The organism is Flavobacterium chungangensis, from assembly GCF_042654045.1.
GTDB lineage: Bacteria > Bacteroidota > Bacteroidia > Flavobacteriales > Flavobacteriaceae > Flavobacterium > Flavobacterium chungangensis.
Genome location: NZ_JBHSFY010000003.1, coordinates 420,815 through 446,133, shown reverse-complemented (window position 1 = coordinate 446,133; position 25,319 = coordinate 420,815). Strand labels below are relative to the sequence as shown.

26 protein-coding genes and 1 tRNA gene are annotated in these 25,319 nt (G+C 32.5%); 18 read left to right on the top strand and 9 right to left on the bottom strand.

Translation table 11 applies throughout. The annotated features are described in order from the left end of the window. Positions 1–45: 45 nt before the first annotated feature. From ACFO3N_RS07125 to ACFO3N_RS07115, 3 genes are all read left to right on the top strand, one after another. Positions 46–1,128 carry a sensor histidine kinase gene (locus ACFO3N_RS07125; RefSeq protein WP_379796390.1) on the top strand — a complete coding sequence of 361 codons (1,083 nt, stop codon included), beginning with the start codon at positions 46–48 and terminating at the stop codon, positions 1,126–1,128. Then, positions 1,104–1,817 carry a LytR/AlgR family response regulator transcription factor gene (locus ACFO3N_RS07120; RefSeq protein ID WP_379796388.1) on the top strand — a complete coding sequence of 238 codons (714 nt, stop codon included), beginning with the start codon at positions 1,104–1,106 and terminating at the stop codon, positions 1,815–1,817. Before ACFO3N_RS07125 ends, ACFO3N_RS07120 begins: the two co-directional genes overlap by 25 nt. A 235-nt stretch (positions 1,818–2,052) precedes the next feature. Beyond that, complete coding sequence (locus ACFO3N_RS07115; RefSeq protein WP_379796386.1) at positions 2,053–2,244, top strand: hypothetical protein; 192 nt, start codon at positions 2,053–2,055, stop codon at positions 2,242–2,244. Between the two features lie 223 nt (positions 2,245–2,467). Here the strand turns inward: ACFO3N_RS07115 and ACFO3N_RS07110 are convergent, their stop codons facing one another. Beyond that, entirely contained in the window at positions 2,468–2,917 is a 450-nt protein-coding gene (locus ACFO3N_RS07110; RefSeq protein WP_379796383.1) for a hypothetical protein, read from the bottom strand. Positions 2,918–2,953: 36 nt separating this feature from the next. Between ACFO3N_RS07110 and ACFO3N_RS07105 the strand changes: the two genes are divergently transcribed. Further along, complete coding sequence (locus ACFO3N_RS07105; RefSeq protein WP_379796380.1) at positions 2,954–3,340, top strand: hypothetical protein; 387 nt, start codon at positions 2,954–2,956, stop codon at positions 3,338–3,340. A 112-nt stretch (positions 3,341–3,452) separates the two neighbouring features. On the opposite strand, the gene ACFO3N_RS07100 is transcribed toward ACFO3N_RS07105, so the two are convergent. Together ACFO3N_RS07100 and ACFO3N_RS07095 are read right to left on the bottom strand one after the other, a co-directional pair. Further along, positions 3,453–3,854: a helix-turn-helix domain-containing protein gene (locus ACFO3N_RS07100; protein WP_379796378.1), complete on the bottom strand. Its 402-nt coding sequence runs from the start codon at positions 3,852–3,854 to the stop codon at positions 3,453–3,455. 83 nt (positions 3,855–3,937) lie between these two features. Continuing rightward, complete coding sequence (locus ACFO3N_RS07095) at positions 3,938–4,357, bottom strand: DoxX family protein (protein WP_379796376.1); 420 nt, start codon at positions 4,355–4,357, stop codon at positions 3,938–3,940. Positions 4,358–4,680: 323 nt separating this feature from the next. On the opposite strand from ACFO3N_RS07095, the gene ACFO3N_RS07090 reads away from it, so the two are divergent. Beyond that, the gene (locus ACFO3N_RS07090; RefSeq protein ID WP_095928610.1) at positions 4,681–5,145 is read left to right on the top strand and encodes a hypothetical protein; all 465 of its coding nucleotides are present in this window, start codon (positions 4,681–4,683) and stop codon (positions 5,143–5,145) included. Between the two features lie 368 nt (positions 5,146–5,513). On the opposite strand, the gene ACFO3N_RS07085 is transcribed toward ACFO3N_RS07090, so the two are convergent. Continuing rightward, positions 5,514–5,831 (bottom strand): GIY-YIG nuclease family protein, encoded by a 318-nt coding sequence (locus ACFO3N_RS07085; protein WP_379796374.1) that lies wholly within the window; start codon positions 5,829–5,831, stop codon positions 5,514–5,516. 383 nt (positions 5,832–6,214) lie between these two features. Here ACFO3N_RS07085 and ACFO3N_RS07080 point away from each other — a divergent pair, with 383 nt between their 5' ends. The 13 genes from ACFO3N_RS07080 (at position 6,215) to ACFO3N_RS07020 (ending at position 20,561) form a co-directional block, all read left to right on the top strand. Further along, positions 6,215–7,462: a TMEM143 family protein gene (locus ACFO3N_RS07080; RefSeq protein ID WP_379796371.1), complete on the top strand. Its 1,248-nt coding sequence runs from the start codon at positions 6,215–6,217 to the stop codon at positions 7,460–7,462. A 2-nt stretch (positions 7,463–7,464) separates the two neighbouring features. Then, positions 7,465–7,980: a DUF2199 domain-containing protein gene (locus ACFO3N_RS07075; protein ID WP_379796369.1), complete on the top strand. Its 516-nt coding sequence runs from the start codon at positions 7,465–7,467 to the stop codon at positions 7,978–7,980. 45 nt (positions 7,981–8,025) lie between these two features. Beyond that, entirely contained in the window at positions 8,026–8,490 is a 465-nt protein-coding gene (locus tag ACFO3N_RS07070; protein WP_379796366.1) for an Mpo1 family 2-hydroxy fatty acid dioxygenase, read from the top strand. Between the two features lie 7 nt (positions 8,491–8,497). After that, the gene (locus tag ACFO3N_RS07065) at positions 8,498–9,391 is read left to right on the top strand and encodes a class I SAM-dependent methyltransferase (RefSeq protein WP_379796363.1); all 894 of its coding nucleotides are present in this window, start codon (positions 8,498–8,500) and stop codon (positions 9,389–9,391) included. 138 nt (positions 9,392–9,529) lie between these two features. Continuing rightward, the gene (locus ACFO3N_RS07060) at positions 9,530–11,368 is read left to right on the top strand and encodes a TlpA disulfide reductase family protein (protein WP_379796361.1); all 1,839 of its coding nucleotides are present in this window, start codon (positions 9,530–9,532) and stop codon (positions 11,366–11,368) included. A 54-nt stretch (positions 11,369–11,422) separates the two neighbouring features. Continuing rightward, positions 11,423–11,926 carry a hypothetical protein gene (locus ACFO3N_RS07055; RefSeq protein ID WP_379796358.1) on the top strand — a complete coding sequence of 168 codons (504 nt, stop codon included), beginning with the start codon at positions 11,423–11,425 and terminating at the stop codon, positions 11,924–11,926. 107 nt (positions 11,927–12,033) lie between these two features. Beyond that, the gene (locus ACFO3N_RS07050; protein ID WP_379796356.1) at positions 12,034–12,894 is read left to right on the top strand and encodes a tol-pal system YbgF family protein; all 861 of its coding nucleotides are present in this window, start codon (positions 12,034–12,036) and stop codon (positions 12,892–12,894) included. A 40-nt stretch (positions 12,895–12,934) separates the two neighbouring features. After that, on the top strand, positions 12,935–13,126 hold the full coding sequence (locus ACFO3N_RS07045) for a hypothetical protein (protein ID WP_379796354.1): 192 nt from the start codon (positions 12,935–12,937) through the stop codon (positions 13,124–13,126). 864 nt (positions 13,127–13,990) lie between these two features. Further along, positions 13,991–15,181, top strand: a complete 1,191-nt coding sequence (locus ACFO3N_RS07040) for a hypothetical protein (protein ID WP_379796352.1) — start codon at positions 13,991–13,993, stop codon at positions 15,179–15,181. An 11-nt stretch (positions 15,182–15,192) separates the two neighbouring features. Beyond that, complete coding sequence (locus ACFO3N_RS07035; RefSeq protein WP_379796350.1) at positions 15,193–15,690, top strand: DUF4280 domain-containing protein; 498 nt, start codon at positions 15,193–15,195, stop codon at positions 15,688–15,690. 80 nt (positions 15,691–15,770) lie between these two features. Continuing rightward, positions 15,771–18,563 (top strand): OmpA family protein, encoded by a 2,793-nt coding sequence (locus tag ACFO3N_RS07030; RefSeq protein WP_379796348.1) that lies wholly within the window; start codon positions 15,771–15,773, stop codon positions 18,561–18,563. A 6-nt stretch (positions 18,564–18,569) separates the two neighbouring features. Next, a complete protein-coding gene (locus ACFO3N_RS07025) occupies positions 18,570–19,568 on the top strand; it encodes a hypothetical protein (protein WP_379796346.1) in 999 nt (332 codons plus the stop codon). 114 nt (positions 19,569–19,682) lie between these two features. Then, entirely contained in the window at positions 19,683–20,561 is an 879-nt protein-coding gene (locus ACFO3N_RS07020) for a hypothetical protein (RefSeq protein ID WP_379796344.1), read from the top strand. Between the two features lie 126 nt (positions 20,562–20,687). Here ACFO3N_RS07020 and ACFO3N_RS07015 read toward each other — a convergent pair whose 3' ends face one another. The 5 genes from ACFO3N_RS07015 to ftsA form a co-directional block, all read right to left on the bottom strand. Continuing rightward, entirely contained in the window at positions 20,688–20,831 is a 144-nt protein-coding gene (locus ACFO3N_RS07015) for a hypothetical protein (RefSeq protein WP_172426854.1), read from the bottom strand. 119 nt (positions 20,832–20,950) lie between these two features. Then, positions 20,951–21,024: transfer RNA gene (locus ACFO3N_RS07010), tRNA-Arg, on the bottom strand. Between the two features lie 116 nt (positions 21,025–21,140). After that, a complete protein-coding gene (locus ACFO3N_RS07005) occupies positions 21,141–21,590 on the bottom strand; it encodes a GatB/YqeY domain-containing protein (RefSeq protein ID WP_379700681.1) in 450 nt (149 codons plus the stop codon). 247 nt (positions 21,591–21,837) lie between these two features. Further along, positions 21,838–23,832 (bottom strand): cell division protein FtsZ, encoded by a 1,995-nt coding sequence (ftsZ, locus tag ACFO3N_RS07000; RefSeq protein WP_379796342.1) that lies wholly within the window; start codon positions 23,830–23,832, stop codon positions 21,838–21,840. A 79-nt stretch (positions 23,833–23,911) separates the two neighbouring features. Then, on the bottom strand, positions 23,912–25,318 hold the full coding sequence (gene ftsA / locus ACFO3N_RS06995) for a cell division protein FtsA (protein WP_250834005.1): 1,407 nt from the start codon (positions 25,316–25,318) through the stop codon (positions 23,912–23,914). Position 25,319: the final 1 nt, after the last annotated feature.

The following is a 25,319-nucleotide window of genomic DNA, read 5'->3' as shown; positions in this document are numbered from 1 at the left end:
CAAAAATAAAGGAGAAGTCCCTATTTTAACAGCAATTTTATACCAATGGCGTATGATTTATACGAATGGCGTTGGTATAAATTATTCCTGATAAATGCCTACAAACTATACGATTGTATTATTTTTGCCGCTATGACAATTGCAAAAATCTACCAGAACTTTTTTCTACGAAACCTAATCGTAAACACACTTGTTTATTTAGTTATTTTCGCCTGTATTTACGACGAAGTCAAACTCGACGGACATAGCTGGTCTTATATTCTGGGTAAAATTGCCATGGGCTACTTTCCTTGTATCGTTTGGATTACGATTTTTAATATTTGTATCATTAAGCCTTTTTTATTTCACAAAAGGTTTAAAATCTTTTTCACACTTCTTGCCATCTATTGGACTTGTTTTTATTTCTTCATGAACTGGTTTCTTCCGCTTGTGGAGTTAGGAAATTTAAAAGCGCTTCAGATCGTATCTTTAATCATAAACGGCTGTTTTTTTTATTTCCTGCATATTGTTATTAGCAAAAAAATGAGTCAGGCCGATAAAGACATTATGAATTTTAAATCTGAACTTTCGTTTTTAAAACAGCAGCTCAATCCGCATTTTTTGCTCAATGCAATGAATAATCTTTACGGAGAAGCCCTTGCAGAACCAGACAAAGTTCCTGATCGAATTCTAAACCTTTCAGACATGCTGCGCTACCAAATTGAAGCTTCTAAAAAGGATTTTGTTTCTATGGAAGAAGAAATCGCCTTTATTAAAAAATATATAGAATATTATACGTTTAGAAACGAAAGACTCGCTGTAAAACAAAACATTGAAGGTCTGCACGATCAAATCGAAATTCCGCCTTTGTTTTTTCTGCCTTTGGTTGAAAATGCTGTCAAGTTTTCTGCCGAAACAGTAGAACCGTTTATTAATCTGGATTTGAAAGTACAATGCCGAGGCGTTATTTTTACCTTAAAAAACAATTATCTCGATTCGGGTTCGAGACTTTCGAGCACAGGCATCGGAATTGAAAATCTAAAAAGACGTTTGGAAGTTTATGGCTTAAAACACAATTTGAGCTGTAAAAAAGATAAAAATATATTTACCGTAAAATTGACCATATGGCACTTACCTACCGCTGTCTGATAATTGATGACGAATCGCCAGCACATAAGGCCTTGATTTCGCATATCTCCAAATTTGACGAACTGGAACATTCTGGAAGCGCTTTTAACGGTATGGAAGCCATAAAACTGCTCAACGAAAACCAATACGATATTATTTTTCTCGATATTAATATGCCCGTAATTTCGGGCGTAGAATTAATGGAACTGCAGCCTAAACGCCCAATTACGATTGTAACGACGGCTTATTCTGACTTTGCGCTTTCGGCTTACCAAAACGATGCGATCGATTATTTAATGAAACCTATTTCGTTCGATAAATTCTCAAAGGCAATAGAAAAAGCCAAAACGTATCATTCGGGAAACAATCTTAAAAAAGAAAACAGCACCAACGAAAAAGTGCTTTCTTACCGCTCGAACGGACAAGTAATTGAAACGCCTCTTTCTGATATTTTATACATAGAAAGTCTTGGCAATTATATGAAATTGTACAACTGCAAATTAAAATCTCCGATTGTCATTTACGGTTCGCTTGCGAGTATAAGTGCCGAAATTGATTGTGCGCATTTCGTACAAGTTCACAGATCTTATATTGTAAATACAACCAAAATTTCTGCTGTTACAACCAAAAATCTTACGATGTCTAACGGTGATATTATTCCTGTGGGAAGAAAGTATCAGATTCTTTTAGCCAATCTGGCTCTCAAGTAAATGAGATAATTTGTCAATTTGGATAATGAGATAATTTTTGAAAAGCTCAACTTTTTTAGGTTGGGCTTTTTTGTTTTTTGATGGTTTGTAAAAATGCGTAAAAGTACTTGGTGGTGAGTTTTTATTTATTGGTATAATTGTTTGGAAATAAATTTGTTGAATTATGGATTTCCGTAAAAATTTATTATAAAAAGAAATAATCTTTGTTTAAAAAATAACTCAAAACTATTACATTATGCAAAAAATAATTACAGTTACGACTCATACTAATATTATTGACAGTGGCAATACATTTATCGAAAAAGAATATCCTATAGTTAACAAATATTTAGAAGAAGGATATAAAGTTATTCAAGTGACACCTGTAATACTGAATTCTACTACAGCTTACATGTACTCGTTAACTTTTTTATTAGAAAAAAAATAAACTAAAAAGGTAAACCAAGAATTTTTGTTAGTTAGATATAGATATTCTTGATCAATGCCAAAACACAATCTTTTATTAGTATTAATTTTTATTAAATTTTTAATTATGGCTAAGCAACATCCTACCGGTCCACAACCAACTCAACCGAGCAAACCTTCTTCGCCACCCACTAAACCATTATCACCAGAAAGAGGATCTGAACAGAAAGGAACACCAAGACCTCCTAAAAGGTAATAGAAAAAAATACACCTAATAATACTAAAGCAATAAGCATAGAAATCATACTTGAGAAGTTTAATGCTTTAGTATAATTAGAATATTTTTCAGAAAGTAAATCATATTTTTTTATTTCCTTTTTAAGAGCTTTTCGTTCACATTTGTTTAATTTCTTTTTGTCACACAGTTTCGCATCACACATTAGGTAATCCTGCTCATTACATTTTTGACCAAACCACTGTGAAAAAAAATTAAGTATAATTCCAAGTAAAAAAATTCCACCTGTTACTTTTATTAAAGGATCAACAACCAACTGCTTTTCAACAAAATATTTTATAGTTTCTAAGCATATGTAGATTCCTCCTCCGCAAAAGGCAACAATTAATAAATCAATTCTCTGAATACTATAAAACATACTATCCCAAGAAAGTTTTTTACGCTCTTTTATATCTTCCATAGAAAATCATTTAAACAAATATAACATTTTAACAAAATGAAAAAAATTATCACACTATTTTTAATATGCATTTACAATTTTACCAACGGACAAGAATTAAAATCCCATTCTTTTATAAAAAAAGAGTCTAATATAGTGGACAGAGAACAAGAAACAGAAATTACAATAACTGACTCAGAAATAATATTAAAAAATTACGCAAACAATAACACAAAAGATCTAATAAGAATAATTGAAAGATCAGAAATGAAACCCTACAATGGAATAAACTGTATTTGGTACTATTGTATTTCTGTCGAAAAAGATCTTTTTAAAGGAGGTTATAGAAAAAGCATATTCATCTATGATAAAGTGGGCAAGAATATAGTTTTTGCAGATTTTGCCTCTGAAATTGATATATACTGGACAAAGTTTCTACTATAAATATTTTTTCTCTTACCAATACCCGCTCAAACAAATTCTTAAAAGAAGAAACAAAAAAAGAGACTTTCTAACAAAAGTCTCTTTTCCCATTTTTATATTATTCTCAAAAATATTATCTCTCCTTCAACAACTTCTCCAAATAATCCACTTTGTCCTTCTCCGCCTGAACCAAACGCTCATAAAGTTCTACAATTTTATCGATAGGATTAAAAGTACAATGATTGTTAAATGTTCCATCGTTGCCAAAAATTCCTTCACTATTGTCACTAAAACTATTGAAATAATTAATGACTCCTTCGTCACTAAAACTCTTAATCGCTTCTGTAGAAACACCTAAAGCTTCGGCAATTTTAGATAGTCTTTCATCATCAATGTTTTCGCTTCCTTCAAGAGTAGAAACATATTGCTGGCTCATACCAAGGGCAATCGCTAGCGCTTCTTGTTTCATACCTCTAAACTCTCTAATTCGGCTAATATTTCTGCCTATATGTTTTGGTTTTGTTGCTGTGCTCATAATTCAAAGATATTTAAAATTCTTTAATTTTTTTTAATTTCAAGAAATCTCTTACTTTAAAAAAAACTAAATATTTTTCTCTCTTATTTCTTATTGCTAAACAACGCAGCAAGTGCCCCAGTTGACCATAAAGCCAGAAAAATCAAAACGGGTTGAAAAAACAATCGTATTAAACGCGCCTGATCTGTGTCGAGTCCAAAGGCAGAAGTTCCGTTTAGGTATTGTGCTATATTTCCTGGGAAAACTAACACGTAAAATAGGGCCAGCGTTATTCCGACTTTCACTTTGTATTGGGTTAAAAATACCATTGCCAAACCTAAAGCAATTTCGACAATTCCAGAAAGTATAACTACCAAATCTTTGTCCAGAGGAACCCAATTGGGAACTTGTGCCTGAAAATCTGTTCTCTGAAAAGTAAAATGTCCGATAGCAGCTGTTATCATAAACAATCCCAAAAATATTCGGATAAAATTTTGAAGCTTTGAAGTTTTTATATGTTCCATATCTAATTATTATTTTTTTAAATGAACTTTCTATCAAATTTACAAGAAATAAAGTGAGATTTTTTCTATATTTTTAATGTTGTTTTTGTTTAATAACCATATCCTCTCATTTTAATTGAAAATAAAAAATGATTTCTTTCGTTTTTGTCATGGCCTAATATTGTTACCGAAACTATTTTTTTTCTACTTCTAATCCTCTCTCAAAATATACAAATTTGCAATTTTGTTAATTCTTTTCTTAAAAAAAGTATAGATTAAAGTAACTTTTCCTACTTAATTCTTTAAATTCGCCGCAAACCAACCCCTAAGCTATTTAATAACCAATGTCCATTTTTAATCTTTTTAAAAGATCTACTGTAAAATGTCCAAGATGCCTTGGAAAAAGATTTGTTGATTGGGATGATATCCGCCGTTTAAACCGACAATTGAAATGGGTTCCCGCACCATGCGCCTATTGCGATGCCACAGGAAGAGTCCCAAAAGAAATGCTTTCAAAAGTTTCTGTCGATTGCATGTATCTCACAATCGATTTGCCAGAATCTGTAATCGAAAAAATAAAAGAAGGCGATCCTGAAACAGTCGAAAAAGGAAAGTTACGCGAACTTTTTGTAGATCATCTTATACAATATTCAGAACATCATTACCTTACTGAAAATCTCGATGCCGAAAGCATTGCCAATTTGTATTTAAAATTCGAGGCAGAAAAAGCTCCTTTTGCTGTAACCAAAGAAGAATTAATAAAATACATTCAAGGCGTAATCGAACTAAAGAAAACGGTGTTACAATAACATTTGCAGCTCGGCTACTCAAAATCTACGACCGTTTACAAAAACAGGTAAAAACACCTATAGCCACCATTTTATTTAGTGGTAATATTGCGGTAAATAATTTTTAGTTTCTAAAAAAGCTTCTAGAGGGCTTCTTAATTTTTTGTCACTTTTTTTTTGGAACAGAAAGTGGAATTTCAAATCGCTGGTACCGATTGGAAATTTCACTTTTTTTTGTTTGTGATCCTCTTAAACACAAAAAGCATACGCCTTACTTTGTCATCCTGAGGAACGAAGGATCACACTCGGTGATCGACAAAGTTTGTCGACTCTCTTTGCAGAGCTACTTGTGTGATCCTTCGTTCTTCAGGATGACAAAACTAAACAGACTATTCAAAATGGTGATTTAGAAATTCAAAAGTTGGATTAAAATCTTTTATTAGTTCAACTTTCTTTGCTCTAATCCATCCTTTTAGTTCCTTTTCTCTTGCAATTGCCTCTTGTATCCAAGTGAATTTTTCGTAATAAACCAAAAACTCGATTCCGTATTTAGACGCAAACGTCTTAATGTTATTCTCAATATTTTCTTTATGCTGCTTAAGCCTTACTTTTAAATTTTGCGTCACACCGATGTAAAAGGTTGAACGATGTCTATTTGTAATAATGTAAATGTAATAGGTGTGATAACCTTGTTGTGGGTTGAACATATTTTTTTGTACGAAAATACATTATTACAATATAATATGCAATCTTGTCATCCTGAGGAACGAAGGATCACACTCGGGAATCGACAAAGTTTGTCGACTCTCTTTACGGAGCTACTTGTGTAATCCTTCCTTACGTCAGGATGACAAAACTATGAGGAAATTGTTATCTGATTATCTTTGCGGAGCTACTTGTGTGATCCTTCCTTACGTCAGGATGACAAAACTATGAGGAAATTGTTATCTGATTATCTTTGCGGAGCTACTTGTGCGATCCTTCGTTCCTCAGGATGACAAACTGAATGTTCTCCGCCTCTTTGCCTCTTTGCACCTAAAAAAAAAGCGCTATTTTTGCGTTCTGTAAATGCCACGAAATTAAAGTCCAAATGACTAGAGAACATTATATTCCATTCAACAAAGAATTCTTACTGGAACAGCAAATCGCAGCTTTTGCCGAAAATCCAGAAAAAGTTAGCGATTTTAAAAAATTGTTCGAAATTATCGAGCATTATTATCATTACGAATCTTTTAATCTTAATCGAAATCTAAAACAGCATTACGCGCTTTATGATCCAGATTTAAGCGAAAAAGAACGTGAGCAATTTATCAATAAAAGCAATTTTCCTGTTTTTAAAGAAACACTTCTTAAAGTTTTAGAACGCGGCAATTACTACAGAATCAATCAGACCGCATTAGACGAAGCTTTTAATGAATCTGATTTGGTGGGTCTGAATCTTGCTATCGATTTTAATGCTTTTAAAGATTTTGAACTCTACGCACGCGGGCATCATAAAGCGAAAGAAAAAGTCAAAAAATATTTTTTCTGGACCAAAGAAGTGGAGATTGAATATTACGATCGTGTTCTCATTTACCTCAATTACAGCGATGCAGATTACCTTAAAGAAAAGAAAGTCAAATTGGGAAAAATGCCAATCGATCCAGGTTCTATTGCATTAAAGATCTTTAAACGTGTCCCTAAAAATGATCTGGAAACGGTTTTTCCTAATGCCATTCCGAAAATGTCTTTGAAGGATAAATTATTGCTTTGGGTTCCGGGTGTTTTTGGTGGACTTTCTCTATTAAGCGCCAAAGTAATTCCGGCTTTGATTAATATGTACGAAGCTTACCAATCGGGCGAAACAATTGATCTCTTAAACAGTAAAACGTCCTTAAATCAAGGCTTAATTGCATTGGGAATCTTAGGAGCGTATTGTTTCCGTCAATACAATAACTTTATAAACAAAAAAATCCGATATTCTAAAACACTTTCAGACAGTTTGTATTTTAAGAATGTTGGTAACAATAGCGGCGCATTTTATTCTTTATTAAATTCTTCTGAAGAAGAAGCTTTGAAAGAAACGATTCTTGCTTATACTTTTTTGCACGAAAGTGAAAAATCTTTAACTGCCGAAGAGCTAGACGATCAAATAGAATCTTGGTTTAAAACCAAACTAAATACCGATTTGGATTTTGATGTAAACGATGCTTTAATAAAACTAAAAAGTATTGGTTTAGGAATAGAAACGAACGGAAAATGGAATGTAATTCGGCTTAATGAAGCCCTTGTTGCCATTGATGAATTATGGGATAATGTTTTTCAGTACAACCAAAAAGTTGATTCTTTAAAAAATTAAAAATGTATACCTACAAATGTTCTTGCTGCGGAGAGGTTTTTGATGAAATGCCTTTGTGTTTTGGAAATGAATTTCCTGCTTATTATTTTTCCGTTCCGCCCGAAGAAAGAGAACAAAGAATCGAATTTGGAGGAAGCTGGTGTTACATCGATGAGGAACATTTTTTTCATCGTGGCAGATTAACCATTCCTATTCTAGACTATCATGAAAATTTGGTTTTTAATGTTTGGACCACAATAAGTGAAGATAATTTCTGCTTGCGAATGGACTTATGGGAAGATCCAAATCGAGTAAATCAAGAGCCTTATTTTGGCTGGATGCAAACCAATGTGCCTACTTACGGCAAAACTATTTCGCTTAAAACAATTGCAATCGAACAAGGTTTAGGCTTAATTCCCGAAATAAAAATGATCGAAGAAAATCATCCTTTGACGCTAGATCAAGAAAACGGAATTACACTAGAAAAAGCCATTTCTATTGTCGATGAAATAATGAAAATAGAGCACGGTAAAACCTAAAAGAAATTTCATTAGATTTACGCATCTAACCTTAAAACCACAAAAATGAGAACATTAGATCAATGGTTTGCAGAATATGCCGTAAGTCATCAGAACCCAAAAAACAAAGCGATACATTATATTTGTGTACCTGCTATTTACTTTTCTATCGTTGGTTTACTTATGAGTATTCCGAGTACGATAATCTCCAATACATTGCAATTAAATGCGCCTATTATTGAAAATTGGGCATTTCTGGTTTTGCTTTTTGTTCTCGTTTTTTACATCAGATTATCGGTTGCAATGGCTGCTAAAATTGCCATTTTTTCTATTCTTTGCCTCGTTGTCAATTATTATATCTCGCAATTTGTTCCGTTATGGATCTTCTCGATTGGTGTTTTTGCTTTGGCATGGATTGGACAATTTTACGGGCATAATATCGAAGGCAAAAAACCTTCATTCCTTAAAGATCTTCAGTTTTTATTGATTGGTCCAGCTTGGGTTGTAGAGAATTTATTTTCTAAGAAATAAAAGCAGAATGAAAGCTGCAAAAACAAGTAGAACGGCACAATATATGGCCTTCTTTAGAGCGTTGGAAACTAAACGGAATGCAAACGAAAGATTGTTTTCAGATCCTTATGCCATACATTTTATAGACTTTAAATTGAGGCTTGCTGTACGCCTGTCTCAATATCCTTTTATTAGAAAATATATCAATGACATTATAAACAAAAAAATTCCTGGAGCTCTTTCTTCAGGAATTGCAAGAACAAAATATATTGATAGTTTATTGGAAAATTCGATCTCCGAAGGCGTAAAACAAGTCATCATTTTAGGTGCCGGATTTGACACCAGAGCAGTTCGTCTTAATTCTCTAAAATCGATTCCCGTAATAGAAATCGATCATCCGAATACTTCAAATTTTAAGGCTGAAATCTATAAGAAACGTATTGGCAAGATTCCAGAAAATGTAACTTTTCTTCAAATTGATTTTAATAAAGAAGATCTAAATCAGCTGGCGCTAAAACACAATCTTGACTTTTCAAAACCGACCACGATAATCTGGGAAGGTGTTACCAATTATTTAACCGAAGAAGCGGTAAAAAATACTTTTTCTTTTATTTCAAAATTTGCCAACAAGAGTCAAATTATTTTTACTTATGTACATAAAGATATTCTTCAAAATCCTAATGCTTTCTTAGGGGGACAAAAATTGTTAGAAGATCTGAAAAACATAGAAGAACACTGGACTTTTGGATTGTTTCCTGAAGAAGTGCCCAGCTTTTTAAATCTGTTTGGCATCAAGCTTTTGGAAGATTTGGGAGCCGATGAATACCGCAATAGATTTCTCCCCGATCGTTCTGAAAAGGGTTACGAATTTTATCGCACTGCAATTGGCATAAAAGAAACCCATTTTTCTTCTATGATCTAACTTCTTTTTGATTGTTCTGAAATTATTATATGTCTTTTTATGCTAATATTTTCTTAATAAAAATCGTACAAAGACAACATTGTATAATTTAGCATTCGTTAAAATTTAAGAAATCATCAATCAAAAAACCAAAAACAAATGAAAAAAACTATTCTTTTACTCCTCTTTGCAATCTTTAACACTGCTTTTTCTCAAAGTGGAAAAGTCTATTTAAAAAACAATAAATTCAATGTAGGCAAACCCAATACCTATATGTACGAACCACCGCAAGGTCTTGTTATAGAAGACAATGCAAAAGCCAATGTTTTGTACGCTACTCCTGACGATTTTTCTAATGATTTAGTTTCTTTAAAAAAGGACGGAAAACGTTATGAATTCACCACAAAAGTTTCCGATTCGGCTAGAGTGCTTATGGTAACTATAAATGATCTGCACAAAATCGCGGATAGTAATAATGACCAAGGCTATTCGGTATTGCTGAAAACACAAAATGATATTGAATTAGGAAAATCACTGATGAACCAAATTTTCATGAGAAATTATGGAAATCATTTTTTAAACCTAAAATTAGATACCAAAAAAGAAAACGTTATTGCCGCTTATGACGCTTTGTTTGCAAAATATCCAAAACTAAGAGAAGACAAAGATGCTGTAAATTATTTGTATTTAAAGAAGTCTCTTAATGCCGAGCAAGGCCAAAAAGATCTCAATGCTTTCGCATCAAAATGCATTGAAAAAAACACAGAAGAGTATTTAACTCTTGCTTACAATATTTCTCAAGGCAGCAGTAAGCCCGAAGAAACTGAAAAACTTGGAAAAGAAATTTCGGCTAGGTATCCTACAGGTAAACTTGAGCAACTGTTTTTTATGCGAAGCTTCTACGATCAGCCTAATAAAACGGAGGCTTCGATTATGGAAAGCATGAATACTTTCAAAACTAAGTTTAAAGATGCTTCTCCAGAATCTTTGAGAACTTTTTATCGCGCTTTACTAACGGTATATTTGGAGAATGGACAATATGAAAAAGCAATTGCATTAGAACCACACTTAAAAAATGCTAGTGATTTATATAACGACTTTGCTTGGGGAAAATCGGGAGGAGATCTAACTACACCCGTAAAAGATCTAGATTTTGTTGTAAAAGTATCTGAGAGAGCAATGTATTTGCTTGAACAGAGAAATAAAGAAAGCTATTATCCTGCATACAAAGAGTCGTTTAATATGTTTGCAGACACTTATGCTCTTTTGCTTTATAAACAAGGTAAATATGGAGAAGCTTTTAAATATCAAAGTGGCGTTAAAGAGAATAATGGTTTGGATTCTGGAGGAAAAGACCGCTATTTGACCATGATGGATAAGGTAAAAAGCAAAGACGAAGTAAAAGCTTATATTGACGACGAAATTAGTAAAGGCAATACATCATCAGTATTTCTTGCTAAACTAAAAGAGATTTATATCGAGAAGAAATTGCCTCTTGCAGAATTTAATGCCATTGAGCAAAAAACAGATGCAAAAGCAAAAGAAAACAAAAGCAAAGATCTAATTGAAAGATTTGGAAGTACGAATGCAATTAATTTTACCTTAAAAAATCTAGACGGAAAAGAAACCAAACTTTCTGATTATAAAGGTAAAGTTGTCGTTCTTGATTTTTGGGCAACTTGGTGCGGACCATGCAAAGCTTCTTTTCCGAAGATGCAGAATTTAGTAACTAAGTACAAAGGAAAAGATGTGGCTTTTTTGTTTGTAAACACTTGGGAAAATGGCAAAGAAGAAGATATATTTAAAAAAGTATCTTCGTATATAACAGATAAAAAATTTGACTTTAACGTTGTTTTTGATTCAAAAACAGAAGTAGTTACGAATTACAAAGTAAACGGCATCCCGACGCGAGTTGTTATTGACAAAAACGGAACTATTCTGGCTTACGATTATTCTAATACTGACATTGCAGCCATTATCGATGCACAATTAAAATAAGTATTCTCTTATTTTTAAAATAAAATGTACATTTGATATACCAAAACTAAATTTATGATACAGTTAATTTGGGCGATATTAAACATTACTCTAGTATTGGGTCTTGTCTTTTTTTGCGCCAAAACGGCTTCAGAAATTCGCAAAAAAATTAGCCTTTCAGCTGCGATTCTTTTTTCTTTTTTTGCTTTATCTTTTATAACAAGACCTAGCAAAGAAGAAAAAGATAAAAAATTTGAATTTGACAATAGGGAAACCAAAACGCAGTCTTTAAATAACAATAACTATTTTTCAAATATTGTTCTTGAAGAGGATCTCCTTTCAAAAATCGAATTGTACGCTAACTCCGATGGCGAAAATGCTACTTCAGCAATGATTCGAAGAATTGGATTTGTTTGTGGTACAACATGGTCTACACAGTACATTATTATAAATAAAACAGAAAAGAAAAACGCCTTTCAATATGAGGTTGGAGGAACTAGAAAATGGATACTTCTTGGTATAGAAGTATACTCAGAGTCAAAAGACTTTAAAGGCTCAGGCGAGTTTAAGTCTTTGTAATTTTCTTTAATCTAATTCATTTCTAAAAAAAATAAAGGGCAAAGAAGAATTTTATCTTTTTGTCCTTTTTTTATTTAAAAAACACTACAAAAAATTCAACCTATAAAATGAAAAAATTCATTATCGCGATTACCTCTGTAATTTTACTTTCTTCTTGCAAACAAACAGCTACTAAAAGCGTTTCTAGCAAAGCAGAAATAAAAAAAGACAGTGCTAAAGTTGAAGATGGTGCCAAAACAGCACAATCAGATTCTAATTTATTAGAACAGTTTTCTAAAAACAAAAATGAAGTGGTTCTCCAATTAAAATCATTACCCAACAGAGAAGCTGCCAATGCATTGTATGAAAAATATTTTGAAGCAAATGGCACTTTATTGCAAGAGATCGCCGCAAAAGAATCTGGAGTATTGGATAAGTTTTATAATGAAGATGAAGCCGACAAAAAAGCGGTTAAACTTTTAGGAGAAAAACTTTCTGAACATGAATTGGAGTATTCTGAAATTGGAGAAGGATATGTTGAAATAGATCCGCTTCATGATTTCTATTACAAGATCTTCAAAGATTATGTAACGAATGATTATAAAGATTATTTGTACTTAAAGAGTGAAGAAAATAAGTCGCTCTATTCTGCAGATGCTGGGCTTGTAATCTCTTTTAAAGATTTGGGCGACCGAATCATTTCGTGGGAAAATTTTATGACCAAATACCCGAATTCAAAATTAATTCCATCTGTAAAAGAGCAATACAAAAGTTATCAAATGGATTATCTGGTGGGTCAAGACAATACGCCAACAGCCGAAAGGTCTTCAGACGAAAAATATATTTATCCAGAAAACATTCAGGAATTTAATCGTTTCTTGAAAAAATATCCAAAAAGCCCAACGGTTCCTTTAATAAGTTTATTTAAAGAAAACTTTAAAAATGAAAAAATCTATGATCTTATAACGACTGAACAAGATAAATTGTAAATCTGAATTTGAAATATGTTTAACACTAACCAATCTGAATATGGAAAATAAAAACCAACCTATTACATTTGTTTTTTGGATTATTGCGATCATTTTAGGCGTAACTTTATACAAGCAATTTGATTTTAAAAGTCTAAAATTTGAGAATCCTGCATTAGCAGTTATATATATCGTAGTTTTTGCGTTTTCGGTTTATTATATTATTAAAAATTCTAAGAAACAGCCAAAGTAAATTCTAAGCTTGCGGAAAAATCACTGTAATATATAATCTAAAAAGTGCATTCATTTAATAATCAAAGGAATGCACTTTTATTTTGTGCTATTTACTTTTATTCTAAAATAACACTCTTTAATAGATTCTTCTTTTATCATGCTTCTGAATCTATGATGTCGTTTCAACTAAAGACTCTTCGCTTCGGGAACCAATATTGTTTAGAGTCATGTGTTACCTCTAACAAATAAAAACTATTCCGTTTAATAAGCTATTTTTTTTAAAGAACTCAGAAAGTTTTATTATTCTCTCCCATCCTCTAAAGTTAAGATCTAGCCCTTAGATCTTCATGCTAAGGTAGCACATCAAGTAGGGAGATTCATCAAATTAAATAAAGATTAATTTTCAACGCATTTTTTTGCCCTTAATTTCTCTAGTTTTTAATTTGTAAGTTTTTTAATATCAGAACCATATGAGGTTATTAAACTAATTTCTTCATTTACCTCCGAAATTTTCTGCTAAGTTTTAAATTTTGAATACTTTTTTTGAAAACAAAAACTTACATTTACTCCAAAAAAATAACAAGCCTTTTCTTAATAGTTTTCAGTTTGAAAAAAATAATTTTTTATAGTAGCCTTACGTTAAAATATAGCAGTTTTCATAAAACAAGAAAATATAGATACTCATATCAATACTTTGAAAATGAAAAACTTTTCGATAAACTGCATTTTGATATCGATCTTAAGTCAGTAATAACCTCAAAAATTAATGGCTCACTTTAAGAAACACTACGCTGCCAAACGTATTTCCTATTTTGTCAATTAAGTCAAAATAAGGATCAAAAAAACTACACAAAACTATCAAACAAAAAACAAGCTTTAACTAATGTTATATATCCCAGATTTCGCGTATGAAAATCACTTCGTTTACAAAATAAAGGAAGGTGACACATTAAAAAAAGTAGCAGAACAATTAGAAGTTGATTCTTATTCTTTGAGATCTTATCATAATATGCGTTGTCCCCTAGATGATTTAATCGAAGCTGACTTTAAACCACATTTGAAGTTTTTGATAATTGAATCTGAAGAATCTAAAATCGCCAGAGCAACACATCGCGAAAATGTACATTTTGCAAACAATTTCAAATTACCATTTGCACCTCAGGGACTCAATACAAATTATTTAGCGATGTACACCATAGAAAATGGTGAGGAACAGCACACTTTAAAAGAAGAAATTAATGTGAAGTTCATAAATAAAGATAAAAATGATTTTTCACTAATAGAAATTAATAGAATATCACAAGTATATATTAATGGAAAAGAGGCTGGTACTATGGCCGATGAACTAGCTGAGAAAACGGCTAAAGTCTTTTATCCCCTACAAGTAGTTATTGATGCAAAAGGAGAATTAGCAGCCATCTATAATTATGAAGACATACGTGACCGCTGGCAGAAAGTAAAACGTAAAGTACTTAAGGATTTTCAGGGAGAAGTATTACATGAAGCACTGCTTAAATTTGAAGATAGACTTCAAAATGATGAAATTATTTTTGATTCATTATCCAAAGATTGGTTTTTAAAAGTCTTTTTTAACAGCCTAAACATTGAATATACACAAAATCTTACTATTCAAAAAGGGATAGAATTTCCTCTATCACAAAAAACCGGAAATGTGTCTTTTACTGCTGAGCAGACTATTTTGCCCACTCTTGATGCTTATAATTTGATTAATATAACACAAACCGGTATACTTTCAGACGCAAGAAGCAAAAATGACTTTGAAAACAGTTTATTATTTCCTGAAGATGATTTAGAAGAAAACAATGCTGAAAAAGCAGAAGGCAGTTATGTGGCGTATTATTTTTTGGCCCCGAACACCAACGTTCTGGAAAGTGTTTATTTGGAGTGTGAAATTAAATTAGATATTCCTCAAAAACTAACTATTGTTATTTCAAATATAGAGGAAAACGCCAAATTGAACTTGAGTTCAAATATTTCATTTTTTGATGAAGAAATAAAAGAGAAAAAATCAAGCATTTTTAAGTTATTTCTGGAAGTAATAACAGGAAAATAAAGTAAATCATTATGAGCGAAAAACATATTGTCGTGCAAGGCGCGACTTGTACATGCAAATACAGCAATGAATCACAAAACGATGTCTTAAAAGTAAAAACACAATCTAAACATTATACAAACGATAAAGATGGATCTGAAAAGTTAACAGCTACCTCAAAAGATATTGGCCAGACTATGGAGAAGAACACTTTTGGAACGTGTAAAATGCAGCCAAACGGTAGCGGAAGTTACAATCCATGCAAAGTAGATATTTCTGAGTGGAAAAACTTTTACGATAAAGTAACTTTAAGCAATGGAGGAAATATACTGCTAGAAGACAGCAAAGCTACCTGCAAAATGGGAACTCCAGATTGTATCGAAATAGTAGATCATGGACAAATTGCAGAACCAACGGAACAAAATTTTAAAAATGCAAATCCAGATGTTCAAAATAAAATTAATCCGTTATTGGGTTTGAATGATTTAACAAAACCAAAATTTGATTTTACCGGTATAGCACAAATATAATTATGGCAAAAGGAATTAAAAAAATTGAATGGACCGGTAAGGGTGAAATAGTAAGTAGCTTTTTATTAAAAAGTGCTAAATTGAAAATTAAAGCAGACCAATTTGTTTACTTCAAAATAACAGAATGGCATGATGGCACCACTTCGGAAGAAAAAAAAGGAAATGTTTTATGGCATTTTCAAACCTATTCTCCAAGAGATAGTGTTTTGAAATTGACAAAAAGAGGCGATGAAACTTACGGAATCAAATTGGCTAAAAAATTTTGTGGCCCTTTCACGTATTATCTGCAGACAAGCCTGCTAAATTCTTCTTACTCAAAATCCGCAGGTTTAATCATTAGCGGATGGTGTGAGCCTAAAATAATCTCCAGTGCATGGGCAACAGAAACTCAGGGAGAAGACGTAAGAAAAACACATCTGTTTACTTATGGAGAACCGCTTTATTTGAACCTTACTACCGAAGGATTAAATGGAGCCAATAATCTGATTATCGAAATTTACAGAAGAGTTACGGGAGGAAATAAAGAAAAAGACGATCAGTTAATAAAAGTCTACAACAAAACTCCTGTGAATAATGGGGAGGTTAATATTATTATAAAAGACACACTTTCCTGGCAAGGTAAGATGACAAATAGGGCCAACACAGAAGATTTTTATATAAAAGTTAAAAATTCTTCAACAAATAAATATATAAAAGATGAAAACAACGATATCTTTCACGCTCGATATTTGCGTGTGAAGAATGAAAATAAATTTGATTTGCCTAAAATTGAACTGGGCTTAAGCAAAGGAAAAGTTGGAGAATCTAAAACGTATGAAAAAAATGCAGGTACCTGCAAGTTTTCAAAAATTGAAATCAACTACTTGGAAGAAAACGATTTGCTTTTTGATGAAGGAAAGTTTATCCGTACAATGGATCCTAAGGATAATTTTAATATTGTAGAGCAAATTCATTATGATTATGATAAATGGGATATTCGTAACGATGCAAAACCCATTTTAGATAAAGTAGCTGCTTATTTAAAACAGCCACCTTTTCTTCCTGTTGAACTCGGTGCTCATACAGACAGCAGAGGAACAGCAGAATACAATCTGGATTTATCAGCAAAAAGAGCAGATGCTGCGGTCAAATATTTAATTTCAAAAGGAGTTCCTTCTCATTTAATTTCCGGAAAAGGCTACGGAAAAACCAAACCAGTTCGCACAGGAGCTAATCTGTCTGAAGCACAGCATCAGGAAAACAGAAGAACAACGTTGCGATTTAAGATTTTCGAAAATAATGCCCAAACATTAGTCTACGATGCTATTGTGCCCAGTTATAAAAAACCAGCAGCGTTAAAAATTAATATAAACGGATTTATTAGAAAAGGCTGCCATAAAGAAAAGGAACACCTTAATAACATAAAATCTTTTGATAGTTATAAGGAGTCGGCTGTTTATGATTTAATAGAAAGTAAACCTAATATTATTGATGTTAAACTGAATTCTAGACTGCCTACCGTACCGAAAATAATGGATATTTTTAGTTTCGGAGAAGAATACAGAAATATTTACAGCTACTATCTGCATTCCTGTACGTACTATTCGGGTACCAAATACCCTAGTTTCGCTATAAATGCGTATCCTGACATTGTTTGGATAGGGCATTTTATGTACAATTATAAAACCAGAAATTGGGGAGATGAAGATGAAAACTCTAAAGATCCGTTTTTTTTTCATGATAAAAATTTAGAATTAAAGAATGGAATCGGTAAAGAAATAGATGAACTTAAAAATTCTATTGTTGGTTTTATTTTAAGTTTTTTCCATGAAAAATGGATTAGCGCAAAGGTTTTATTAGCCTACTTGGAAACCCAGTCTGAATTTTATGATGCGGGTTTGCATGCTATATACGATCGAAAATTAGAAAAAACGGGAGAAGCATTAAGCTTAAATGAAGGTACAGAATTAGACTTTATAAAAACAGATGCGACTACCAGGCGTATTGTTGCCTTTATAATTTATGAAATGGTTGCAATAGGAATCGTAATCGATTTAATCATGCTGTATGTAACCAGAGGAGGAAGTGCAGAAGCTAAAGTGGTTAAAATTGCAGCAAAAGCAAAAAAAGTAGCAGACGCCTTAGAAAAAGTTGGACTTGAAATTATATCTCCCTCTATTGCAGTAAATACTGGCATTTATTATAAAATGCAGGCAGAGAGGAGAATGGCATTGATTTTTGAAGCCAATATTAAGGCAGACCCGCTTATAGGTATAGACTTTACAAAAAATTATACTATAAAAAGCCTCCTTCATGCTAAAGCAACAAAAAATGAAACAGATGAAGAAAAGAAAGAAACCAATGAGGCAATAAATGATATCTTGTCTGAAATGGGTGAAAATGATGTGAAATTTAGCTTAACTATCGCTGGAGATATTATCATACAACAAAATATACAATACAATGCACTAACGGAGCAGTATACATTAAAGGATAAGTTCAATAACTTACCTCAAAGACGTATTATGAGTTACAGCAACAAAATAAAAGGAAATGTTTCGTTTGAAGTAGATTATCATAAAAACCTCTTTCAATTCTCTCCATTAGAGACCAAAATAGATGGGAATCTGGAATTTAAAATGGCTTGTGAAGCTCTTGTTATAACCGAATATGGTTTTGACAAAGTAAATGGAAAAGGATTATTTATGACACAAAAATTAAAATTTTCAGGATTGAAAGGAACTTTTAAAGGAACTTTTTCTGCCAAAAGAAAGAAAAGAGAACTTATTGGTTATGCTACTAACAAAGGAAAACCACTAGATTTTACAGTACTTGAAGGTTTTACAAAAACTCTAAAAACCATCTACCTATTTAATACTGCATCACAAAAATAAAATGACATGAAAAATACAATTCTAATTTTAGCATTACTTTTTATACTTCCATCCTGTAAAGAAAACAATAATACAAAACAAATAAAAATGAGCGATTTAACGAGTAAGAACTTCATAGAAACAATGCAAAAAACGATTAAGCATTACGATTATGAACCCATATATTATTTAACGTATGAACAAAACATTTGTTATTCAGAAATATTAATAAATGATATACCGGTTAATAAAAATTACAAAGAAATTGCATATGGTGACGGGAATTCCATTAATGATTACATTTTTAAAAGTGGTATTCAAAAAGTAACTTTTAGATTATATCCTGCCGCTAAAGGGAAAGATTTTGATTATCATACGTTAAATGAAGAAACCGATATGAAAATTGTTATTAGCGAATCTGACAATATTGATAGAAATAAAAAAGGAAAAGAAATAGCCTCTTATTTAACTCCAACCATAAATAAATTAGACCAGTATGGTAATTCTATAACTCAATTTATAGCGACCGGAAAAACGTATTATGAAGCTAGTTTTACTTTTGAAGCTAAAGTCCCTTACAAGTTTAATAGCTTAGATAAAGGGCAGGATTTAAGAAAATGGAATCAGGAAAAACTACAAAAGAAAGTGGTTGATTTTTATAAAAACCAATTAATGCTTCTAAACGAGAAGAAAATAGAGGAATATTTTTCGTACTTAGAATTAAAAGAAAAAGAAACTTGCCAAAGTTTGTTTTATAACAGAAAGGAATTGCAAGAGGTTTTAGATTCGTATTTAGAATCTTTCACTATTCCAAATTATGAATTTCAGCCATTAGAAAACTATAAATTAAAATTGTATGGAGATGGTAAAATTGTTTGCTTAGAATTAATAAGTAGTGATCCAAAGATGAAAGATAAATCAGCATTATGGGCAAAATTTGATGAAGGAGATGGTATGATGGCAGATTTTTTACAATACTATCTATACATTCCAGAAGGTGAAGACGAACTCGTAATTTTAAGATAAATTTTGATGAAGAAGTATTTCTTGTGTTTTTTATTGTTGATTTGTCTTGGTGCTTGTTCGCAAAAACAAACCAATAAAGGCAGCAATTTAACCAGTAAAAATTATATAGAAACCATGCTTAAAACTATTAAGCATTACGATTATGAACCCATGTATTATTTAACATACAAACAAAACATTTGCTACTCAGAAATTTTAGTAAATGATATACCTGTGGATAAAAATTATACAGATCTTGGAAAAGGTTCAACAGTTACTATTAATAATTACATTTTTAAGAGTGGTACACAAAAAGTAACCTTTAGATTGTACCCAGCTATTAAGGGCTCGGACTTTGATTATAAAATCTTACGGGAAGAAACCGATATGCAAATTGATATTAGCGAATCTGATAATGTTGATAGGTATAAAAAAGGAAAAGAAATAGCCTCTTATTTGACTCCTACTGTAGATGGAGTCAATGAGAATGGTCCAATAAAGATATTTGCTGCTGCAGGGAAAAACTATTATGAAGCCAGTTTTACTTTTGAAGCAAAAGTCCCTTACGAATTTACTAGTTTAGAGAAAAGTCAGGATTTAAGAAAATGGAATCAGGAAAAACTGGAACAGAAAGTTGTTGATTTTTATAAAAAACAATGGAGGCTGATAAATTATAAAGAAATAGAAGAGTACTTTTCATTTTTAGAATTAAAGGAAAAAGAAACTTGTCAGAGTGCTTTTGATTCAAGAAAAGAATTAGAAGAAAATTTAAGCGCATATTTAGAACCTTTTATAAATCCAACTTTTAGACTTGAGCCATTAGAAAATTATCAATTAAAATTTTATGGAGATGGTAAAATAGTTTGTTTAGAACTTACCAGTACAGAGGCAAAAATGAGAGGCAAATCTGCTTTATGGGGAAAATATAAGAAAGACGGCTCGTTAAGAGCTAAATACAGAAAATACTATCTATACATCCCTGAAGGCAAGGATGAATTAGAAATTCTAAGATAAATTTTGATGAAGAAGTATTTGTTGTACATCTTTTTATTGGTTTGTTTTTGCGCTTGTTCGCAAAAACAAACTAACAAAGCCAGCGATTAACGAGTAAAAACTACATGAAAATAATGCTTAAAACTATTAAGAATTATGATTATGAGCCCATAAATTATTTAAGATACGCTCAATATGTCTGTTATTCTGAAATTTTAATTTATCTTCAAAATAATCTATACTTTTGTTTATTCTAAAATAATCTTCTTTAATTGATTCTTCTTTTGTCATGCTTTTGGATCATGATGTCCCTTCAAATAAAGACTCTTGGCTCAGGGAACAAATATTTAAGGCATAATGTATTTTTAAATAAAAAAGCCTGAGAACAATATTCTCAGGCTTTTTTTTAGTGACCCCGGAGGGGTTCGAACCCCCAACCCTCAGAGCCGAAATCTGATATTCTATCCAGTTGAACTACGAGGTCAAAATTTTTAAACTTTCAATTTTTTAAAATTCCAAATTCCAAGTTTACTATTTGAATTTGGAATTTATATATTGAACTTTCCAATTTGGAATTTGGAATTTCTTTATTGGAATTTATTACGAAAGTAATTTCTTTACAATTGTAGAAATGGTTTTTCCTTCAGCAGTTCCTCCTAATTGAGCAGATGCTAATCCCATTACTTTACCCATTGAAGCGATTCCAGAAGCTCCTGTCTCAGCAATAATTTTTGCTATTACAGCTTCTACTTCTTCTTCGCTTAATTGAGCTGGTAAAAACTTCTCGATTACAGCTACTTGAGCCAATTCTGGTTCTGCTAAATCTGGACGGTTTTGCTCTGTAAAGATTCTTGCGCTTTCTTTACGAGTTTTAACCAATCTCTGAAGTAATTTAATTTCATCATCTTCAGACAAATCTTCTTTAGATCCAGAAGCTGTTGAAGCCAATAATAATTCTGATTTTACAGCTCTTAACGCTTCTAAAGCTACAGTATCTTTTGCTTTCATGGCCGTTTTGATTTCGTCCATGATTTGTGTTTGTAAACTCATGTTTATGTTTTATTTAAAATAAGCCAAAGCTTATTAATTGATATTTAGTTCTTGAAATTGTGATTTGTCAGGCTGAGCGAAGTCGAAGCCCTTTCCAGCAAGAAGCCCTTCGACTTCGCTCAGGGTGACAATATTGTCTTTAAAATACTATTTTAAAAGTCAAATTTCTAAATTCTGTGCGAAGATAAAAAAAATAACCCGAAAATTAAATCCAATTTTCGGGTTACCAAATATTATGATTCTAAAATTAATCTACGTTATCGTGCAAAAATGAATTGTTTGAACGTAATTGCAAATCGTTGTTACTATCTGTTCCAACAGAAATTCTAGAATTTGTATTGTTAGATTGTGAATTAGATAAATCTATTCCTAATCTTTTATAAGCTGGTTCTTTTTCCAACTCATCAATTCTAGAAACATTGTTATGGAATTTATAGTTAAATTCTTTTAGTTTCTTTCTTCTTTCTTCAGCTCTTAAACGTAATGTTTCTTCAATAGTTAATTCTAAAGGAGAAACTTCAGAAGTTGTAGCCAAATCAGGCTGACTAGCAAAATCTGGTCTTGGTTTCAACGTGATGTTTAATTCCTCTGGAATGGTTTCTTCAACTACTTTCTCAACTGGTTTAGAAGCCAACAAATCGTTTTCAACTTCCATATATTCTTCTAGAGAATACTTAATGATTCCGTTATCTGAAACTTCAGTTACTGGAACAAATTGTACTGGATCGTTTACTTTAATATCACGAGTTTCATTTGTCAATTCAAACAAAACTCTATTATCTTCAACAACTGGTTCTCTTTTTATAGGCTCTTGCTTGAACAAAGGAAGATCAAAAGAAAAAGTAGTTTGCTCTTCTCTTTCAAATACTCTTTGCTGTTGTACTGGCTGCTGCTGTACTGGTGGCTGTTGCACTTCTCTTGCTGCTGGCGTTTCAGGAGCAGATATTGTAAAATCGATATCGGTAATTGGCGAAACAATTTCGAAAGTTACGTCAAGATTTTTGATAAACTCAGACATAACCACTAACTCTTCCTGATTAATAGCTGGAGCAACAGCTTGAACTGGAGTCGGAGTAAAAGTTTCGTCATCATCAATTAAGTCAAACACTACTTTATCTTCCACTTTTGCTGTTGGTGTATCCACAGTTAAATCAAAAGATGCAAGCGGTTTATTGGTTAGATTATGAACACTTCTTTGCTCATCTTCTAACGTGTGAATGATTTTCTTTGGTTCTGTATTTACAATTTCATTTTGTTGTTCTACATCAAAACCTGTTGCGATAATAGTTACTGCAATAGCTTCGCCAAGACTTTCGTCTTCACCAACTCCCATGATAATGTTTGCATTGTAACCCGCTTCAGCTTGGATGTGATCGTTGATTTCTCCAATTTCGTCCAGAGTAATCTCATTAGTTCCAGAAACGATAAGCAACAATACGTTTTTGGCACCTGTAATTTTATTATCATTCAACAATGGAGAATCCAAAGCCGAAACGATAGCATCTTTAGCTCTGTTTTCGCCTTCAGCTACAGAAGACCCCATTATAGCAGTCCCACTGTTGGCCAAAACAGTTTTCGCATCACGTAAATCGATATTCTGAGTATAGTGGTGCGTAATTACTTCAGCAATACCTCTAGAGGCTGTTGCCAAAACTTCATCCGCTTTCGAGAATCCAGCTTTAAAACCTAGATTTCCGTATACTTCTCTTAATTTATTATTGTTGATTACAATTAAAGAATCGACTTGCTTGCGCAATTTCTCAATTCCAATAATAGCTTGCTCCTGACGCACTTTCCCTTCAAACTGAAACGGAATGGTCACGATACCAACTGTCAATATTTCTCTTTCTTTTGCTAATTGCGCAATTACCGGAGCTGCACCAGTTCCAGTTCCTCCACCCATACCAGCAGTAATAAATACCATCTTAGTACCGCGGTCCAACATCTTTTCAATATCAGAAATACTTTCAATTGCAGACTGCTGTCCAACATCTGGGTTTGCTCCAGCCCCTAACCCTTCAGTTAAATTAACTCCTAACTGAATTTTATTGGGTACTGAACTATTTTGAAGCGCTTGCGAATCGGTATTACAAACGATAAAATCTACACCTTTAATACCTTGTTTGAACATGTGGTTAATTGCGTTACTTCCGCCTCCACCTACACCTATTACTTTGATTACATTTGATTGATTTTTTGGTAAATCAAATGAAATACTTCCAAATTCTGAGTTGCTCATCATCTTTTTGGTTTTTTGAAATTCTTATTAAGTACATTTTTTACTTCTTGACTTGGGGCAAGAAATAATCCTTCTCTTTTTATTATTCTGCGTTGTCTAAAAATTCTTTGATTTTGTCGACATATCGATCAAAAAATGATCTTCTTATTTTGGTTTCAGTAGATTCATTTTTAGGCGCCTTCTGACTTACAACTTCTTCAGGCTCATCAATAGTTTCTACTCTTTCAACGTAGTTTTCTTCTACTTCGTATCGCTGTACTGGCGGAGCGGTTCTATAAACAATTTTTGGTTGCTCTTTTACCATTTCCATTCTAACAGCACTTTGCGAACTGTTTTCGATACTGTTCATTACTAATCCTACTGCAGTTGCATATAACGGGCTAGAGATTTCTTCTCCAGAGTTTCCTGCCAAATGCTCGTTCGGATAACCAATTCTCGTATCCATTCCTGTAATGTATTCTACCAGCTGCTTAATGTGCTTTAATTGTGCACCACCACCTGTTAATACAATTCCAGCGATTAGCTTTTTACGAGGATCTTCGTGTCCGTATGCTTTAATTTCTGCAAAAACTTGCTCTACAATTTCCACCACTCTTGCGTGGATAATTTTAGATAAGTTTTTAAGCGAAATCTCTTTTGGCTCTCTTCCTCTCAAACCTGGAATAGAAACAATCTCGTTATCTTTATTTTCGCCTGGCCAAGCAGATCCGAATTTTATTTTTAAAAGTTCAGCTTGTTTTTCGATGATCGAACAGCCTTCTTTGATATCGTCTGTAATTACATTTCCACCAAAAGGAATTACAGCCGTATGGCGAATGATACCATCTTTGAAAATAGCTAAATCTGTTGTTCCACCACCAATATCGATAAGCGCAACACCAGCTTCTTTTTCTTCCTGACTCAAAACAGCATCTGCTGAAGCTAATGGTTCTAATGTCAATCCAGACAATTCTATTCCTGAACTCTGAATGCATCTTCCGACGTTTCTGATTGAAGATGCTTGCCCTACTACAACGTGAAAACTAGATTCTAATCTTCCGCCATACATTCCGATTGGCTCTTTAATTTCAGACTGTCCATCGATTTTGAACTCTTGTGGCAAAACGTGAATAATTTCTTCTCCTGGTAACATCGCCAGTTTGTTTACCTGATCGATTAGAAGCTGAATATCTTTTTCGCCAATTACTTCTTCTGGATTATTTCTGCTGATGTAATCTGTATGCTGAATACTTCTGATGTGCTGTCCGGCAATACCCACAACTACATCTTTAATTTTGTATCCTGAATTATTTTCTGCTTCGACTATCGCCTGCTGTATCGATTGAATCGTCTGCGTAATGTTGTTTACTACTCCTCTGGCAACACCCAAACTTTTGGATTTACCAATGCCCAAAATCTCCAACTTACCATATTCATTTTTTTTGCCAATCATGGCAACGATTTTGGTTGTTCCAATATCTAGACCTACTGCAATATTATCTTTTTCCATT

Bases quoted from the DNA above. Each gene is read 5' to 3' on its own strand.
- ACFO3N_RS07115 (WP_379796386.1), top strand. From the start codon at position 2,053: ATGCAAAAAATAATTACAGTTACGACTCATACTAATATTATTGACAGT.
- ACFO3N_RS07020 (WP_379796344.1), top strand. From the start codon at position 19,683: ATGCTTAAAACTATTAAGCATTACGATTATGAACCCATGTATTATTTA.
- ACFO3N_RS07090 (WP_095928610.1), top strand. From the start codon at position 4,681: ATGTCCATTTTTAATCTTTTTAAAAGATCTACTGTAAAATGTCCAAGA.
- ACFO3N_RS07110 (WP_379796383.1), bottom strand. From the start codon at position 2,917: ATGGAAGATATAAAAGAGCGTAAAAAACTTTCTTGGGATAGTATGTTT.
- ACFO3N_RS07120 (WP_379796388.1), top strand. From the start codon at position 1,104: ATGGCACTTACCTACCGCTGTCTGATAATTGATGACGAATCGCCAGCA.
- ACFO3N_RS07085 (WP_379796374.1), bottom strand. From the start codon at position 5,831: ATGTTCAACCCACAACAAGGTTATCACACCTATTACATTTACATTATT.
- ACFO3N_RS07065 (WP_379796363.1), top strand. From the start codon at position 8,498: ATGAAAGCTGCAAAAACAAGTAGAACGGCACAATATATGGCCTTCTTT.
- ACFO3N_RS07035 (WP_379796350.1), top strand. From the start codon at position 15,193: ATGAGCGAAAAACATATTGTCGTGCAAGGCGCGACTTGTACATGCAAA.
- ACFO3N_RS07050 (WP_379796356.1), top strand. From the start codon at position 12,034: ATGAAAAAATTCATTATCGCGATTACCTCTGTAATTTTACTTTCTTCT.
- ACFO3N_RS07005 (WP_379700681.1), bottom strand. From the start codon at position 21,590: ATGAGTTTACAAACACAAATCATGGACGAAATCAAAACGGCCATGAAA.
- ACFO3N_RS07095 (WP_379796376.1), bottom strand. From the start codon at position 4,357: ATGGAACATATAAAAACTTCAAAGCTTCAAAATTTTATCCGAATATTT.
- ftsA (WP_250834005.1), bottom strand. From the start codon at position 25,318: ATGGAAAAAGATAATATTGCAGTAGGTCTAGATATTGGAACAACCAAA.
- ACFO3N_RS07070 (WP_379796366.1), top strand. From the start codon at position 8,026: ATGAGAACATTAGATCAATGGTTTGCAGAATATGCCGTAAGTCATCAG.
- ACFO3N_RS07060 (WP_379796361.1), top strand. From the start codon at position 9,530: ATGAAAAAAACTATTCTTTTACTCCTCTTTGCAATCTTTAACACTGCT.
- ftsZ (WP_379796342.1), bottom strand. From the start codon at position 23,832: ATGATGAGCAACTCAGAATTTGGAAGTATTTCATTTGATTTACCAAAA.
- ACFO3N_RS07040 (WP_379796352.1), top strand. From the start codon at position 13,991: ATGTTATATATCCCAGATTTCGCGTATGAAAATCACTTCGTTTACAAA.
- ACFO3N_RS07045 (WP_379796354.1), top strand. From the start codon at position 12,935: ATGGAAAATAAAAACCAACCTATTACATTTGTTTTTTGGATTATTGCG.
- ACFO3N_RS07075 (WP_379796369.1), top strand. From the start codon at position 7,465: ATGTATACCTACAAATGTTCTTGCTGCGGAGAGGTTTTTGATGAAATG.
- ACFO3N_RS07100 (WP_379796378.1), bottom strand. From the start codon at position 3,854: ATGAGCACAGCAACAAAACCAAAACATATAGGCAGAAATATTAGCCGA.
- ACFO3N_RS07015 (WP_172426854.1), bottom strand. From the start codon at position 20,831: ATGACAAAAGAAGAATCAATTAAAGAAGATTATTTTAGAATAAACAAA.
- ACFO3N_RS07080 (WP_379796371.1), top strand. From the start codon at position 6,215: ATGACTAGAGAACATTATATTCCATTCAACAAAGAATTCTTACTGGAA.
- ACFO3N_RS07125 (WP_379796390.1), top strand. From the start codon at position 46: ATGGCGTATGATTTATACGAATGGCGTTGGTATAAATTATTCCTGATA.
- ACFO3N_RS07025 (WP_379796346.1), top strand. From the start codon at position 18,570: ATGAAAAATACAATTCTAATTTTAGCATTACTTTTTATACTTCCATCC.
- ACFO3N_RS07105 (WP_379796380.1), top strand. From the start codon at position 2,954: ATGAAAAAAATTATCACACTATTTTTAATATGCATTTACAATTTTACC.
- ACFO3N_RS07055 (WP_379796358.1), top strand. From the start codon at position 11,423: ATGATACAGTTAATTTGGGCGATATTAAACATTACTCTAGTATTGGGT.